The sequence below is a fragment of the Rhizosphaericola mali genome, assembly GCF_004337365.2.
GTDB classification, from domain to species: domain Bacteria; phylum Bacteroidota; class Bacteroidia; order Chitinophagales; family Chitinophagaceae; genus Rhizosphaericola; species Rhizosphaericola mali.
Genome location: NZ_CP044016.1, coordinates 890,323 through 904,010 on the forward strand (window position 1 = coordinate 890,323; position 13,688 = coordinate 904,010).

The window sequence follows — 13,688 nt, forward strand, 5'->3', positions numbered from 1 at the left end:
TTATGAAAAAAAATTATAGAAACTTATTTTGTTTAATAGCTATTTCATTATTTACATTTTTTGGATGTAAGAAAGATGTCATTTCTGATGCAGGCTATGATTATGTAGATGATAATCATGCTTATATAAAAGTGATAAGTGCTGCTCCATATTATGCATCTTCAATTGGTGTTACGGACAGTATAGATGTGTATCAAGCAGGAAGTAAATTGACTGGTGCAAGTATTGGATACGGTGGATTATTTCCTTATTCGATTAATCCAACATCCACCAATATTAATAATCTGTACAGTCAAGCAACGATTGGTAAGCAAAATCTTTTTTTGTTGTATGCTGACTCCTCTAGCAGAATAATCTATAACATGAATTTTGAAGGAGGAAAATATTATACTTTTCTACTAACTGATTCTCTCAACTCTACGGATAATTCAAAACGAATGGTTCTAACAGATGACTGGTCTACTGTTACGTCAGATACAAATCAGTTTAAAATCCGATTTGTAAATGCAGTTTCAAAAGACAGTGCAATATCTCAAACTGCGGTAGATTTATATTCTGCAAATGATGGTGTTATTTTTTCTAATCAAAGTCAGTTTACTTCAACTAGTTTTGCTGCGGCAAACTATTTGAGCAAAAATGATACTTTTTATGTGACTCGAACCGTATCAGATCAAACTTTACCATTGAGCAAAAGAACTGTGTTAGCAAAATTAATCGTTCCTACTCAATCTTTTACGGTATCTGGTTTAGTTAGCAAAAGAGTGTATACATTTTATTATTATGGTAATGGTACAATAGCTTCTGGAGCTAAAGCAAGAACTCTGGGATATTATATCAACCAATAATTTTTTATTTCAATATTTTAATTACCTTTGCAACCCCAATTGGGAATTTATCCGTAAGGCTCGACAAGTGTCTACCCGTGTGGACCGCCAGCAGGATGTAATCAATTTGATTATTTAAATCATGCCAAAAGTTAAAACGCACTCTGGTGCAAAAAAGCGTTTTCACCTAACAGGAACTGGTGAAATTTCTTACCAAAAACCTTTCAAACGTCACATTTTGACGAAAAAATCCAAAAAAAGAAAAAGAGCTTTAAGAATTGATGGAACTGTTGCAGCTCCTCACAAAAAATTCGTTTTGCATCTTTTACGTTTGAAATAGTTCAAAACAAGAAATTTTATTTAAATCATTTAGATGCATTTGCATCATAAACATTTTTAATTATGCCACGTTCAAAAAACGCAGTAGCTTCAAGGGCTAGAAGAAAAAGAATCCTTAAGCAAGCAAAAGGATATTATGGTAAACGTAAAAACGTCTATACCGTTGCCAAAAACATTGTAGAAAAAGGTTTGACTTACGCTTACGTAGGTCGTAAATTGAAAAAACGTGAATATCGCCAATTATGGATCGCTCGTATTAACGCTGCGGTTCGTAACGAAGGAATGACTTATAGCGTATTTATCGATAAATTGGTTAAGAAAGGTATTACTTTAGATCGTAAAGTATTGGCTGACTTAGCAATGAACGAACCTGAAAGTTTCAAAAAATTGATCGAATCTGTAAAATAGTTTCTACGATTTATACTTATTGAAAGTCCGAATTTATTCGGGCTTTTTTTTGTTTTGAAATTTAAAAAATATTTGAAAAAACAACACCGCAAATATTTCGTTGAAACTCCTATTTTTGCGCAAATTTTAAAATTTTTTACAATCGTTTTAAAAGGCCCTTTTTAACGGAGGGGCATTACAAGATAGTATAGATGACACATACGTACACTGATCTGGTAAAACAAACTTTTGATTATCCACAGGAAGGATTCAAAGTTGGTGATAACGGTTATTTGGAGTTTAATGGTTTGGATTTAAAACCAATTATTGAAAAATATGGTACTCCTTTGAAAATGACTTTCCTACCTAAAATAGGCATGCAAATTAATAAGGCGAAAGGTCTTTTTGATAAAGCATTTAAGAAACATAAATATGAAGGCGAGTATCATTATTGTTATTGTACCAAAAGTTCGCATTTTTCATTTGTAGTAGAGGAAGCCTTGAAACATGGTGTTCAATTGGAAACGTCTTCTGCGTATGATGTAGACATTATCACGCAATTACATGCGAAGAAAAAAATCAACAAAGATATTTTTATCATTGCTAATGGCTTTAAACCAAAATTGTACACTTCGCGTATCGCCAAGTTAATCAACAGCGGTTTTACCAATGTAATTCCTGTTTTAGATAATAAGGAGGAATTGCAAGCATATAAAAGAAGTGTAAGAAAATCGAAAGAACCGTTTAATATAGGCATTCGTATCGCAGCGGAAGAGGAACCTAGTTTTCCTTTCTATACTTCTCGATTGGGTATCAGAGCGCGTGATGTATTGGAATTTTATGTAGATGAAATCGAAGGAAATGAAGATCGTTTTCAATTAAAAATGCTTCATGTCTTTTTGAATAAAGGGATTAAAGATGATATTTATTATTGGTCGGAGTTAAACAAAGCGATCAATCTGTATTGTCAATTGAAAAAAATCTGTCCAGAAATTGATTCGATCAATATTGGCGGTGGTTTTCCGATAAAGCATAGTTTGGGTTTTGAATATGATTACCAATTCATGATCAATGAGATCGTTGATAATATCAAAAAAGCATGTAAAAAAGCCAAAGTGCCTGTTCCAAATATTTTCACAGAATTTGGAAGCTTCACTGTAGGTGAAAGCATGGCGCACATTTACAGTGTTTTGGCAGAGAAAAATCAAAATGACCGTGAGTGTTGGTATATGATTGATTCTTCATTTATCACGACGTTGCCCGATACTTGGGGTATTGGAGAGAAATTCCTCATGCTTCCTGTTAATAAATGGGAAAATGAATATCATCGTGTCGTTTTAGGAGGTATCACTTGCGATGGACATGATTATTACGATTCGGAAGAGCATATTAATGAGGTATTTTTACCCAAAATAAAAAATGAAGAAGACGTACCGGAAAATAAAGAACCCCTATATGTAGGTTTTTTCCATACCGGTGCATATCAGGATCAGATCAGTGGCTATGGCGGTATCAAACACTGCTTGATCCCTTCTCCCAAGCACATTATTGTTGATTATGACAAAAATGGCAAACTCACAGATTGGTTATTTAAAAAAGAACAATCGGCACAGAGTATGTTAAAGATTTTAGGTTATCTTTGATAACTTAGAAATAATTATTTGTATAAATGTTTCAAAACGAGCAAATTATTGTTCTTTTGAAACATTTGTATTCTTAGGAATAGCGTTCAATTGAATTATTAGAAATTATGGCAGAAGAGAAGTCGCTCAATTTTATTGAAGAAATTGTCGAAGAAGATTTAAAAAGTGGTAAGTACAAGGAAATTATGACCCGTTTTCCACCAGAACCCAATGGATATTTACACATGGGACACGCCAAAAGTATTTGTTTAAATTTTGGCTTGGCTGAGAAATATGGTGGTGCTACCAATCTTCGATTCGATGATACCAATCCCGTGAAAGAAGATGTAGAGTATGTAGATAGTATCAAACAAGATGTACAGTGGTTGGGATTTCAATGGAAAAATGAATATTATGCCTCCGATTATTTTGATACGTTATACGGCTATGCGGTAAAATTGATCAAAAAAGGATTGGCATATGTAGACGACAGCACAGCAGAACAAATTGCTGCTGGCAAAGGAACGCCGACAACTCCTGGAACAGATAGTCCATACCGCAATAGAACGATTGAAGAAAATCTTCAATTATTCGAAGAAATGAAAGCGGGCAAATATAAAGATGGTGAAAAAGTATTGCGTGCTAAAATTGATATGGCAGCAATCAATATGCACATGCGTGATCCGTTGATGTATCGTATCAAACATGCACATCATCACCGTACAGGTGATGCATGGTGTATTTATCCCATGTATGATTTTGCACACGGACAAAGTGATAGTATCGAAGAAATTACGCATTCGGTTTGTACATTGGAATTTATTCCGCATAGAGAATTATACAATTGGTTTATTGAAAAATTGGACATTTTTCCATCTCATCAATATGAATTTGCACGTTTGAATATGACGTACACAATGATGAGCAAGCGTAAATTGTTGCAATTGGTCAATGAAAAAGTTGTGGATGGTTGGGATGATCCTCGTATGCCGACGATTAGTGCGATGCGTCGTCGTGGTTTTACCCCAGAAAGTATACGCGAATTTTGTAGCAGAATTGGCATTGCCAAAAGAGATAATCTGATCGATCTTGGTTTATTGGAATTCTGTGTACGCGAGCATTTGAATAGAATTGCAGAACGTAGAATGGTCGTATTTGATCCGATAAAAGTGGTTTTGACCAATTTACCAGAAGATTATTCCGAAATTTTGGATGGGGAAAATAATCCTGAAGCAGAAGTAGAAACTTTCCGTAAAATTCCTTTTTCTAGAGAAATCTATATTGAACGTGAAGATTTTATGGAAAATGCGCCAAGCAAATATTTCCGAATGACACCAGGAAAAATGGTGCGTTTGAAAAGTGCATACATTGTTCAATGTGATAGTGTGGATAAAGATGAAGATGGAAATATCTTACAAGTAAATTGTAGCATTATTCCTGATAGCAAAAGCGGTGGTGAAAATGCGGGTATCAAAGTAAAAGGAACGATTCATTGGGTAAATGTAAAAGATGCAGTAAAGGCTGAAATTCGCTTGTATGATCGTTTGTTTACCGAGGCTAATTTGGATGAGGCAGAAGGAGATTTTCACGATTATATCAATCCGGAATCTTTGATCGTAAAAGAGGCTTACATCGAACCAGCTTTGAAAGAAGCGGCATCGAAAGATCATTATCAATTTATAAGAACAGGTTATTTTATTTTAGATTCTAAAGACTCTACACCTGAAAAATTGGTATTTAATCGTACGGTAACTTTGAAAGATTCTTGGGCTAAAGAATTGAAAAAAATGTAGTAGCTGAAAGTAGAAATGTGAAATAGGTTATTTTAGTACGTAAAATCTGATTTTTACATCAAACAATTTATAGAAGGTAAGTTAATTCGTTAACTTGCCTTTTTATATGGCAAAAAAATCAATATCCTTATCATTTACAGAACGATTTTTACATTTTTGGGAATTGCATTTTGCACCTCAAGTGGATAAAGATTCGACTATAATTGTTGCCATTAGCGGCGGTATGGATAGTGTCGTTTTGGCATATTTAATCAAAGAAATTGTACATTTAAATATTGAGTTGGCGCATTGTAATTTTCATTTGAGAGGTGAGGAGAGTGATCGGGATGAATTATTTGTTCGAAATTTTGCAGAACAATTGGGTGTGCATCTTCATATTCAAAATTTTGATACTATACAATATGCAAATTCGAAAAAACTAAGTATCGAAGAAGCAGCGAGAAATCTGCGCTATGATTGGTTTAGACAATTGGCAAGGAGAGAAGGTCGTAAGATTTGCCCAATATTTGTAGCGCATCATGCCAATGATAGTATCGAAACACTTTTGAATAATTTCTTTAGAGGTACCGGTATTGCTGGTTTGCAGGGAATTCAAGCCGTTAATAATGGAATCTTTCGCCCGTTATTATTTGCCAAAAGAAAAGAAATTGTACATTTTGCACTACAAAATAATTTACAATGGGTAGAGGATTCTACTAATGCCTCTTCGGACTATACTAGAAATTATTTGCGTAATGAAGTTTTACCCGAATTGAAATCATTTTACCCAACTATTGAAGATAATTTACTAGGAAATATTCATAGATTTAAAGATCTAAACTATATTTATTTGGATTTTATTCGGCAAACTTTAGATAAAATTCTTCTACAAAATGGAGCCGGTTTTAAAATTTCTATTGCAGATTTATTAGTTTTAGAGCCGTTGGATACCATTCTATTTGAATTAGCAAAAAAATTTGATTTCGGCACAAGGCAAGTGTCTGAGTGGAAAAAAATATTGGATGGTGAAAGTGGAAGTGCTATAGTTTCGCCAACATGGAAACTATGGAAAGATCGCACTGAATTGTATTTGATACCGATTGTAGAAGATGATCATAATGTGTTCATAATTAATGAACCAAAAAACTATGAACTTCCTAATCTCAAGTTGTCCTTCTCTACACTTAAACATTTACCTGAAGAAAAAACGACTGACATACTGTATTTAGATCTTTCAAAAGTGACATTTCCTTTTACGATTCGTCATTGGAAAGATGGGGATTTCTTTTATCCCAATGGAATGAAAGGAAAGAAGAAATTGGCAAAATATTTTATTGATGAAAAAATTCCTGTTGTAGAAAAGGGACAGATTTGGTTATTGACAAAAGAGGATGTGGTTGTATGGGTAATTGGGTTGCGAGCTGATCGACGTTTTTTAGCGGATGAAAATTCAACCGAAATCTTAGCAGTTCGTAAACTTTTGAAGTAAAATGACTTATTTAGTGGATAAACAACACTTTTTAGCACATTTATTCTATAGTATAAATGGATGGGGGCGATATTTTAATTTGTCATAAATTTTATGTACCTTTACTTAATTCAACAGAAATTAAGTTTATCAAGTTTAGAATTTTGCTTGTTTCCTAATAGGAAAAATTCATAAGTCCTCTTCTTTTATTCTCTAACACTGTTATAACCAATGTAAATTTTTTATTATGAACATTTTTGTTTCTAATTTGAGTTATTCTGTTACCAATGAGGAGTTAAAATCATTGTTTGAACAATATGGAGAAGTAAATTCTTGCGTAATTATCATGGATAAATTTACACAAAGAAGTAAAGGATTTGGATTTGTTGAAATTTCAAATGAGGAAGAAGCGGAAGCTGCCATTAAAGATTTAAACGGGAAACAATTTGGAGAACGTTCCATAAATGTTGCTCAAGCGAGAGAGCGTCAAATTAAATCAGATGGTGGTGGTTATCGTGGAAACAAATCTTCTAATCGCTGGTAAATCCGAAATATTAAATTGGGTAAAAGTATTTAAAAAACTTACATATAATCTTAAGCATTGAGAAAGCAACTTTTAAAAGTTGCTTTCTCTTATTTATCATAATTAAAAAGGAATATTATAAATGAGCGAAACATTTAACAAAAAAGAAAAAGAAAAAAAGAGAAGAGAAAAGCAAGTTGCAAAACAAGAACGCAAAGAGCAAAGAAAAATGCAATCAATAAAAGGCGCTCCATTGTCTGATATGATGGCGTATGTTGATGAAAATGGGAATTTAACAAGTACTCCTGTTGATTTCAAAAATAAAAAAGATGTAAGTATTGATGAAATTCAAATCTCAATACCAAAATTAGAAGATCGAGCTTTAGTAGATACTAAAAAAGGTGTTGTAAAGTTTTTTAATCAAGAAAAGGGATTTGGTTTTATTCAAGAAAATAACAATAAAATAGATCTATTTTTTCACATTAATTCTCTAGTTCATGCCGTTAATATGAATGACAGAGTTTCGTTTGAAGTTGTTAGAGGAAAAAAAGGGCCAGAAGCGGTAAACATAACGAAATTATAACAGTCATTATCTACCATGAGCAACAAATTAATATTAGCTTCGACTTATGATAGATTTGCTATGAGTAATTTCTCAACAAAGCAGATTTTCATCCTTTTTCATTTATAATTTATATATTATCACGAAGAAAAATTTATTGTTGCTCCCCTTTTTTTATATTCTATCTCTCTTGCCTTTTTGGATAGTATACAGAATATCAGATTGTTTATATTTTCTTATATATAGAATTATTGGGTATCGCAAAAAAATAGTAAGGCAAAATATAGCAAGTTCTTTCCCAAACAAAACTATAGTTGAGCAAAAACAAATAGAACGTAAATATTATGCTTATTTATGTGATTTGATTTTAGAAACTTTCAAGACTCTAACGATAAGCAAAAGGAGTATGTTAAAGCGTTGCCATCTTGAAAAAGATGCGGAAGCTTTATTTGCAGATTTAAATCGAAAAAATAATAGTGCTATTCTTGTGCTCGGTCATCACGGTAATTGGGAATGGGCGGGAAATACGGTAGGGATAGTTTGCGGACAACCCGTTTATATTATATATCATCCACTTACAAGTAAATTTTTCAATCGCTTAATGATTCGGATGCGTAGTCGATTTGGCAATAAATTGATAGCTATGAAGGATACATTTAGGCAAATGTCACAAAATAGGCCTAATACTGTAATGACGGCTTTTGTAGCGGATCAATCTCCTGTGCCAGAGCATGCCTATTGGTTAAGATTTCTAAATCAAGACACACCAGTGTTTGAGGGCGTCGAAAAAATGGCAAGGAAATTAAAGCAATCTGTAGTATATATGGATATTGTTAAGAAAAAGAGAGGATTTTATTCTATTACAGCTAAGCTTATTGAGGATTTTTCGACTGAAAATATAACTGGAACTATAACTCAAAAGCATATAAAATGTTTGGAAGATTCTATTAATAGTCAACCAGAGACTTGGCTATGGTCGCATAGACGTTGGAAACATAAAAAGAAAATCGATACCATTGTACATCCAAGTATTATATAATTATCTATAGTAAGTAATATAGAAAATTTTTTTATAGATTGATAATATATTGAGATAGCTTTTATTTTTACAAATAAGTAAGGATTGAAATTTATTAAAGTTTTTATTTTCGATTTTATTGTTTAGATAGTTATAATAAGTTTTTGTGATATTATAATTATACAGAAAAATTTGAGCGTTATTTTTTTGTTCCAAAATGTCCAACCGAAGATTATAGGTATGCAGGTGTTTGCTGATGAAGGCTTGTTGGCATTATTTTAGAGTTAAGACATATATACAATTAAATACATCAAAATAGTTACAATATCTTAGGTTAAACCTTAGATGTTCAATATTATTCAATTGTAGAGACTTAAGAAAACTACACCTATTAAATTATAATTCTATTCCTGATCGTACTACTCAAATATGATGAATATCATTAATAGAGACATGTGTATTCATCGAATTGATTTTAAATAATATTGTTAACAATTAGATTTTCTATAATCTATTAAGGTTAATTTATCAAAACTTTTATACAGATCAATCATTTACATATATTGATGAACTATTTTTTGTAATGCAATAGATTTTAGAATACATACTTTTTTTCTTTCTATGCGATTATGAAATGCGAATGTCTTTAACGTATGAGAGTGAATTATTATCAAGGATAGCGAATAAGACGAATCTATATATTGCTTAATGATTGAATAATATAACAATAGAAACAAAAATCGGATGTAAAATTTACATCCGATTTTTGTTTCTATTGTTATTCCCTAAGGAAAGATCCCCGCTAAGGCAATTTTTTGCTTTTGTTTATTTTTTACCTCTATTTTTGGCATCTTGCATTTGTTTTTGCATTTCCGCCATTTGTTCAAGGCGTTGTGCAAATTTGCCTTTTCCTTTCTTCGGTGCCTTTCTTTTTTCTTCAATTAAAGCCAATACTTTTTGTGGGTTGATCACCACTTTTTGGATAAATAATTGAATTAATAAAGTTACGACGTTACTTACCGTATAATACCAAGTTAAGGCAGATGGCATATTGTTCCACCAGAACAAGAATACGATTGGCATGATATACGGCATGTATTTCAATGCTGGATTATCTTGCGTTTGTGGCGTAGCACTGATATTATAAACGGAAATCAATAAACTTGTAATAGCAGAAAGGAATGTAAATAAACTTAAGTGATCGCCTATTACAGGAATATTCGTATGCCAACTAATAATAGAATCGTAGGCAGAAAGGTCATGTGCCCAAAGGAAACTCTTACCTCTCAATTGAATATTGGAACTAAAGAAACTATACAAGGAGAAGAATATCGGAATCTGGAACAATACCGGAATACAACCGCCCATAGGATTTACTCCCGCTTCACGGAAAAGCTTCATTTGTTCCATCGCAAATCCTTGTTGGTCTTTGCCATATTTTTTCTTCAATTCATCTAATTCTGGTTTCAAAACTTTCATTTTGGCGCCACTTAAATAACTTGAATAAGTTAATGGAGATAGAATTATACGTATAAATAAGGTCAATAATGCAATCACCCATCCGAAATTAGTAATGAATCCTGCTAGGAAATTAAATACCGGAATGATGATACCTCTATTGATATATTTTACAAAAGAGAACATACCCGAACCAAGATCAACGATGTTTTTCATTCCATTGTCGTATTGTTTCAAGATACCATAATCATTTGGTCCAAAATAAATCTGCATAGGGATTGATGCTGTAGCTGTGGCAGGTACGCTCAATTGCATATTGGCACTTGCGTCAAATAATTGACCTGTTGTGTCAGCAAAAGCATCCATCGTCGCTTTACCCTTGGAAAAGCTATTTTTAGAAAGTGCAACTGTCGCATTGAAAAATTGTTGCTTAAATCCAAGCCATTCAACAGGTTTTTCAAAGTCTTTCGTTACATTACCTTTTTCTTTCGCTCTATCGTAGTCAAAATCATTGTCAGAATAGAATACAATTCTGGATTGTTGTTTTTCGTAAGACGCAGAACGTTGTTGTTGATGCAATTGTGTATTCCAATGGAAATTCAACGTATTACCGGTCAATAAATGATTGGCTCCAGTCAACCCAATATTCCAATTGATCATATATTGGTCGGGACGGATTAAATATTGATGTACAATTTTTTCACCATTAGGAGAGAAAAGTGTAAAAGTCAAAGATTGACTTCCATCAGCGTTTTTCACAATTGGATCAGCTGTAAAATACAAATCACTTGTTTGTGCTGTTGTATTGTTAGACGTGTTAATCGCATAACCCATTTGATCATTGTTACCACCACCAATTATTACAGGCGTATTTGTTTTGTCATAAGAGTCATATTTCTTTAATGAAACACTTTTTAATTGACCTCCTTTATTAGAAAATACGGCTTTCATTAAGTCGTTTTCGACAATAATTTCAGTTTCTTTTCCCGCTGCGGCAGAAGTAAAACTTCCAGCAATCTGATTTCTAGTGAGAGAATCTAATTTAAGGGAATCGGCTGTACTTAAAGGCTTGATTTTCGCTTTTTCAGCTTTCGCGATGGAGTCCTGCTTTTGTTTTTCTTGCTTTTGGACTTCCATCTGTTGCTTGTTGGTTACCCAAAAAAAGGCGATAAATAATACACCTAATAGGACGAACCCAGCAATGGACATTTTGTCTCTTTTCATTCAAAATCGTTTTTTTGAAAAATCGGGAAGTGATTCTTCCCGGTTAATGCGCGGCAAAGGTAACGAATGGAGAATAGATTGCCAATGTTAGAGGAAAGTAGTTTTTAACAATGATTTTTAATTCCATTTTTTACCTTTAGGAAAACATATAATCTATGAGTAATTTAATGGACAATTTGAAAGATGGTTTAAACAATTTAAAAGACAAAGCTTCTGATGCATTAGACACAGCAAAGGAAAAAGCAGGAGAGTTGTATGATAAAGCTGCAGATAAAGTGGAGGAATTAAAAGATAAAGCTGAAGAAAAATTTGGACCATCTGCAGAAGATGCGAAAAATGAAGCCTCTAATCTAGCAGATAAAGCAGATGCGGAAGCACAGATTTTGGCCGGGAAAGCGAAATTAGAAGCAACAGAATTAAAGGAAAAAATACAAGAAAAATTCAATAGCAATAACGAATAAATACTGTAAGTTTAAAAATTGGGACTACATTAGAGTAAAATCTGATGTAGTTTTTTTGTTTATGGAAATACAATTTAGAAAGGGAAAAAAGAGTGATTCGATTCAGGTTGCACCTTTAATTGTCGCCGCAATGGGAGAGTTGGCGTACAAGTTTATTGGGAAACAGGATTATATAATGGCTTGCCAACTCTTTGCACATTTTGTAACTCTTGAAAATAATCAATATAGTTATCAAAATTTATATGTTGCAGAATTGGATAGTGAAATAATAGGAATGATTTTAGCTTATGATGGCGAAAATTTGGATAAATTAAGAAAGCCTTTATTGGCATATTTGGCGGAAAAATATGCGGTAAATTTAAATTCTATTCAAGATGAAACACAAGAGGGAGAGTTTTATTTAGATTGTATTGCTATTTTACCAAAATATCGAGGATTGGGCATCGCTGGAAAATTATTGAAATATGTTAAAGCGGAAATTACTTTTTTGTCTCCTCATCCATTAGGTTTAATTGTCGAAAAAAATAATAATTCTGCAATAAATGCTTATCTTAAATGTGGATTTGATATCAAGGATGAAAAAAAGATTCTTGGACAAGCCTATTGGCATATGCAGTTAAAGTAAAGTCCCGCATAGAGATGCAGGACGTTTTTAATTTTTAATAAATAAAAATTAAAGGAACACTATATTTAATGAATTGTGTTGATATTTGATTTTAGATATTGTATTGGACTCTTGCCAAATAATTTTTTGAAACATTTTGAAAAATAGGACGGGCTATCGAAACCTACCATAAAAGCGGCTTCTGAACTATTATATCCATTCTTTAAATAGGTTAATGATTTGTATAATCTATAATTTCGTACCACCTCACTTGCTGGAATACCTAATGAAAGTTTCACTTTTCGATGCAATTGAGCCCTGCTCACATTGAGACTTTTCGCTAGACTGCTGATATTTAGATAGGGATCATCTATTTTCCTTTCTAATAAGTTATAAATTTTTTCAATAAATGGGTCTATGGGGAAATAGGTAATATTTCTATTCTCTGTTAAAGTGTATTCGTTTGTTATGGGTTGCGTATTATTTTTCATCTAAAATTAAGAAGTGCAATAATGATAATGGGTTGTTGTTATCACTTTTGCGAATATTTATAAAAAAAAGCATAATCGTTATAACAGATGTTTCAACTTTTGCTTTTAATTGTATTTTATAAATTTAATTATAGTAATTTAATGATAATTGTTATCTTATTAATTAAATATATTAAGGCAATCCCGTAAGTATATTTTACATTAGGAATGTATCTATCAAAAAAAATATTTGAATGGTTAATTAAGAAAAAATGGACAATAGGTAGGTTTAATATTTTTGAATAAATGGCAAATGCTTAGGTGAACAGGTCTACACCTCTGCAATTATATAAAACCCTAAAAGATAATTATTTTAATTCTTAAGTAAATGAAAGTCTTGTTAAATGTGAAAGGTTTCCATGTTAAGAAAAACATATCTTATATATTTAAGTTTAGTTGCATGCCAAATCCATTTTAAGTCATTTTGATTTATAAAATTATAACTCACTTAATATGAAAAAAGATATCAAGATTCTTTTGGTAACTCTATTTATTTTCCAATCATTTGCTTGTATGCATATGAAGAAATTAAGGCAATATCGAGATATCTATACTAGCGAATTCAAATTAGAATATTTAGAACGATTTTTGACGTTGACGTATAATAATTCCCCTGAAATTAAGTCCATTTTATTAGAAGATAAAAGTGGGTATACAGAACCCATATTGTCGCCACAAGATTTGTTTTTTATTCAAAGTATTGCACAAAAAGATGCTGATTTTATTAAAAAAGATTCTATTGCATCTATGGGAACAAGAGCTGAAGGCGCAGAAGGAAAGCAAATCCTATTTTTTTTGATGAAAAAAATAGAAGATAGAAAATTGGAAAAAATAGCGAGAAAAAGATTTAAAATAACGAAAAAGGACCCACATTATAATTCCTTACTGTTGTAGAT

Annotated in this window: 14 protein-coding genes; 12 read left to right on the plus strand and 2 right to left on the minus strand. The window is 32.1% G+C overall.

Annotated features, from left to right (window positions below):
• Positions 1 to 2: 2 nt before the first annotated feature.
• The 9 genes from E0W69_RS03805 to E0W69_RS03845 all read left to right on the plus strand — a co-directional run bounded on the left by E0W69_RS03805 (position 3) and on the right by E0W69_RS03845 (position 8,536).
• Entirely contained in the window at positions 3 to 845 is an 843-nt protein-coding gene (locus tag E0W69_RS03805; RefSeq protein WP_131328713.1) for a DUF4397 domain-containing protein, read from the plus strand.
• A 121-nt stretch (positions 846 to 966) separates the two neighbouring features.
• Positions 967 to 1,164 (plus strand): 50S ribosomal protein L35, encoded by a 198-nt coding sequence (rpmI, locus tag E0W69_RS03810; RefSeq protein ID WP_131328714.1) that lies wholly within the window; start codon positions 967 to 969, stop codon positions 1,162 to 1,164.
• A 62-nt stretch (positions 1,165 to 1,226) separates the two neighbouring features.
• Entirely contained in the window at positions 1,227 to 1,571 is a 345-nt protein-coding gene (gene rplT / locus E0W69_RS03815; RefSeq protein WP_131328715.1) for a 50S ribosomal protein L20, read from the plus strand.
• Between the two features lie 191 nt (positions 1,572 to 1,762).
• Positions 1,763 to 3,193, plus strand: a complete 1,431-nt coding sequence (locus tag E0W69_RS03820; RefSeq protein ID WP_131328716.1) for a type III PLP-dependent enzyme domain-containing protein — start codon at positions 1,763 to 1,765, stop codon at positions 3,191 to 3,193.
• Between the two features lie 107 nt (positions 3,194 to 3,300).
• Positions 3,301 to 4,965, plus strand: a complete 1,665-nt coding sequence (locus tag E0W69_RS03825; RefSeq protein WP_131328717.1) for a glutamine--tRNA ligase/YqeY domain fusion protein — start codon at positions 3,301 to 3,303, stop codon at positions 4,963 to 4,965.
• Positions 4,966 to 5,071: 106 nt separating this feature from the next.
• On the plus strand, positions 5,072 to 6,433 hold the full coding sequence (gene tilS / locus E0W69_RS03830) for a tRNA lysidine(34) synthetase TilS (protein WP_131328718.1): 1,362 nt from the start codon (positions 5,072 to 5,074) through the stop codon (positions 6,431 to 6,433).
• Between the two features lie 226 nt (positions 6,434 to 6,659).
• Entirely contained in the window at positions 6,660 to 6,956 is a 297-nt protein-coding gene (locus tag E0W69_RS03835) for an RNA recognition motif domain-containing protein (RefSeq protein ID WP_131328719.1), read from the plus strand.
• Positions 6,957 to 7,077: 121 nt separating this feature from the next.
• Positions 7,078 to 7,518: a cold-shock protein gene (locus tag E0W69_RS03840; RefSeq protein WP_131328720.1), complete on the plus strand. Its 441-nt coding sequence runs from the start codon at positions 7,078 to 7,080 to the stop codon at positions 7,516 to 7,518.
• Between the two features lie 169 nt (positions 7,519 to 7,687).
• Positions 7,688 to 8,536, plus strand: coding sequence for a lysophospholipid acyltransferase family protein (locus E0W69_RS03845; protein ID WP_255478218.1), 849 nt, complete (start codon positions 7,688 to 7,690; stop codon positions 8,534 to 8,536).
• An 804-nt stretch (positions 8,537 to 9,340) separates the two neighbouring features.
• Here the strand turns inward: E0W69_RS03845 and yidC are convergent.
• Complete coding sequence (gene yidC, locus E0W69_RS03850) at positions 9,341 to 11,197, minus strand: membrane protein insertase YidC (protein WP_131328722.1); 1,857 nt, start codon at positions 11,195 to 11,197, stop codon at positions 9,341 to 9,343.
• 155 nt (positions 11,198 to 11,352) lie between these two features.
• On the opposite strand from yidC, the gene E0W69_RS03855 reads away from it, so the two are divergent.
• Both E0W69_RS03855 and E0W69_RS03860 read left to right on the plus strand, forming a co-directional pair.
• Positions 11,353 to 11,658 carry a YtxH domain-containing protein gene (locus tag E0W69_RS03855; RefSeq protein WP_131328723.1) on the plus strand — a complete coding sequence of 102 codons (306 nt, stop codon included), beginning with the start codon at positions 11,353 to 11,355 and terminating at the stop codon, positions 11,656 to 11,658.
• A 61-nt stretch (positions 11,659 to 11,719) separates the two neighbouring features.
• Entirely contained in the window at positions 11,720 to 12,283 is a 564-nt protein-coding gene (locus E0W69_RS03860) for a GNAT family N-acetyltransferase (protein ID WP_131328724.1), read from the plus strand.
• 65 nt (positions 12,284 to 12,348) lie between these two features.
• Here E0W69_RS03860 and E0W69_RS03865 read toward each other — a convergent pair whose 3' ends face one another.
• Entirely contained in the window at positions 12,349 to 12,753 is a 405-nt protein-coding gene (locus E0W69_RS03865) for a helix-turn-helix domain-containing protein (protein ID WP_131328725.1), read from the minus strand.
• Positions 12,754 to 13,245: 492 nt separating this feature from the next.
• On the opposite strand from E0W69_RS03865, the gene E0W69_RS03870 reads away from it, so the two are divergent.
• Positions 13,246 to 13,686 carry a hypothetical protein gene (locus E0W69_RS03870; protein ID WP_131328726.1) on the plus strand — a complete coding sequence of 147 codons (441 nt, stop codon included), beginning with the start codon at positions 13,246 to 13,248 and terminating at the stop codon, positions 13,684 to 13,686.
• The last annotated feature ends 2 nt before the right edge of the window (positions 13,687 to 13,688 follow it).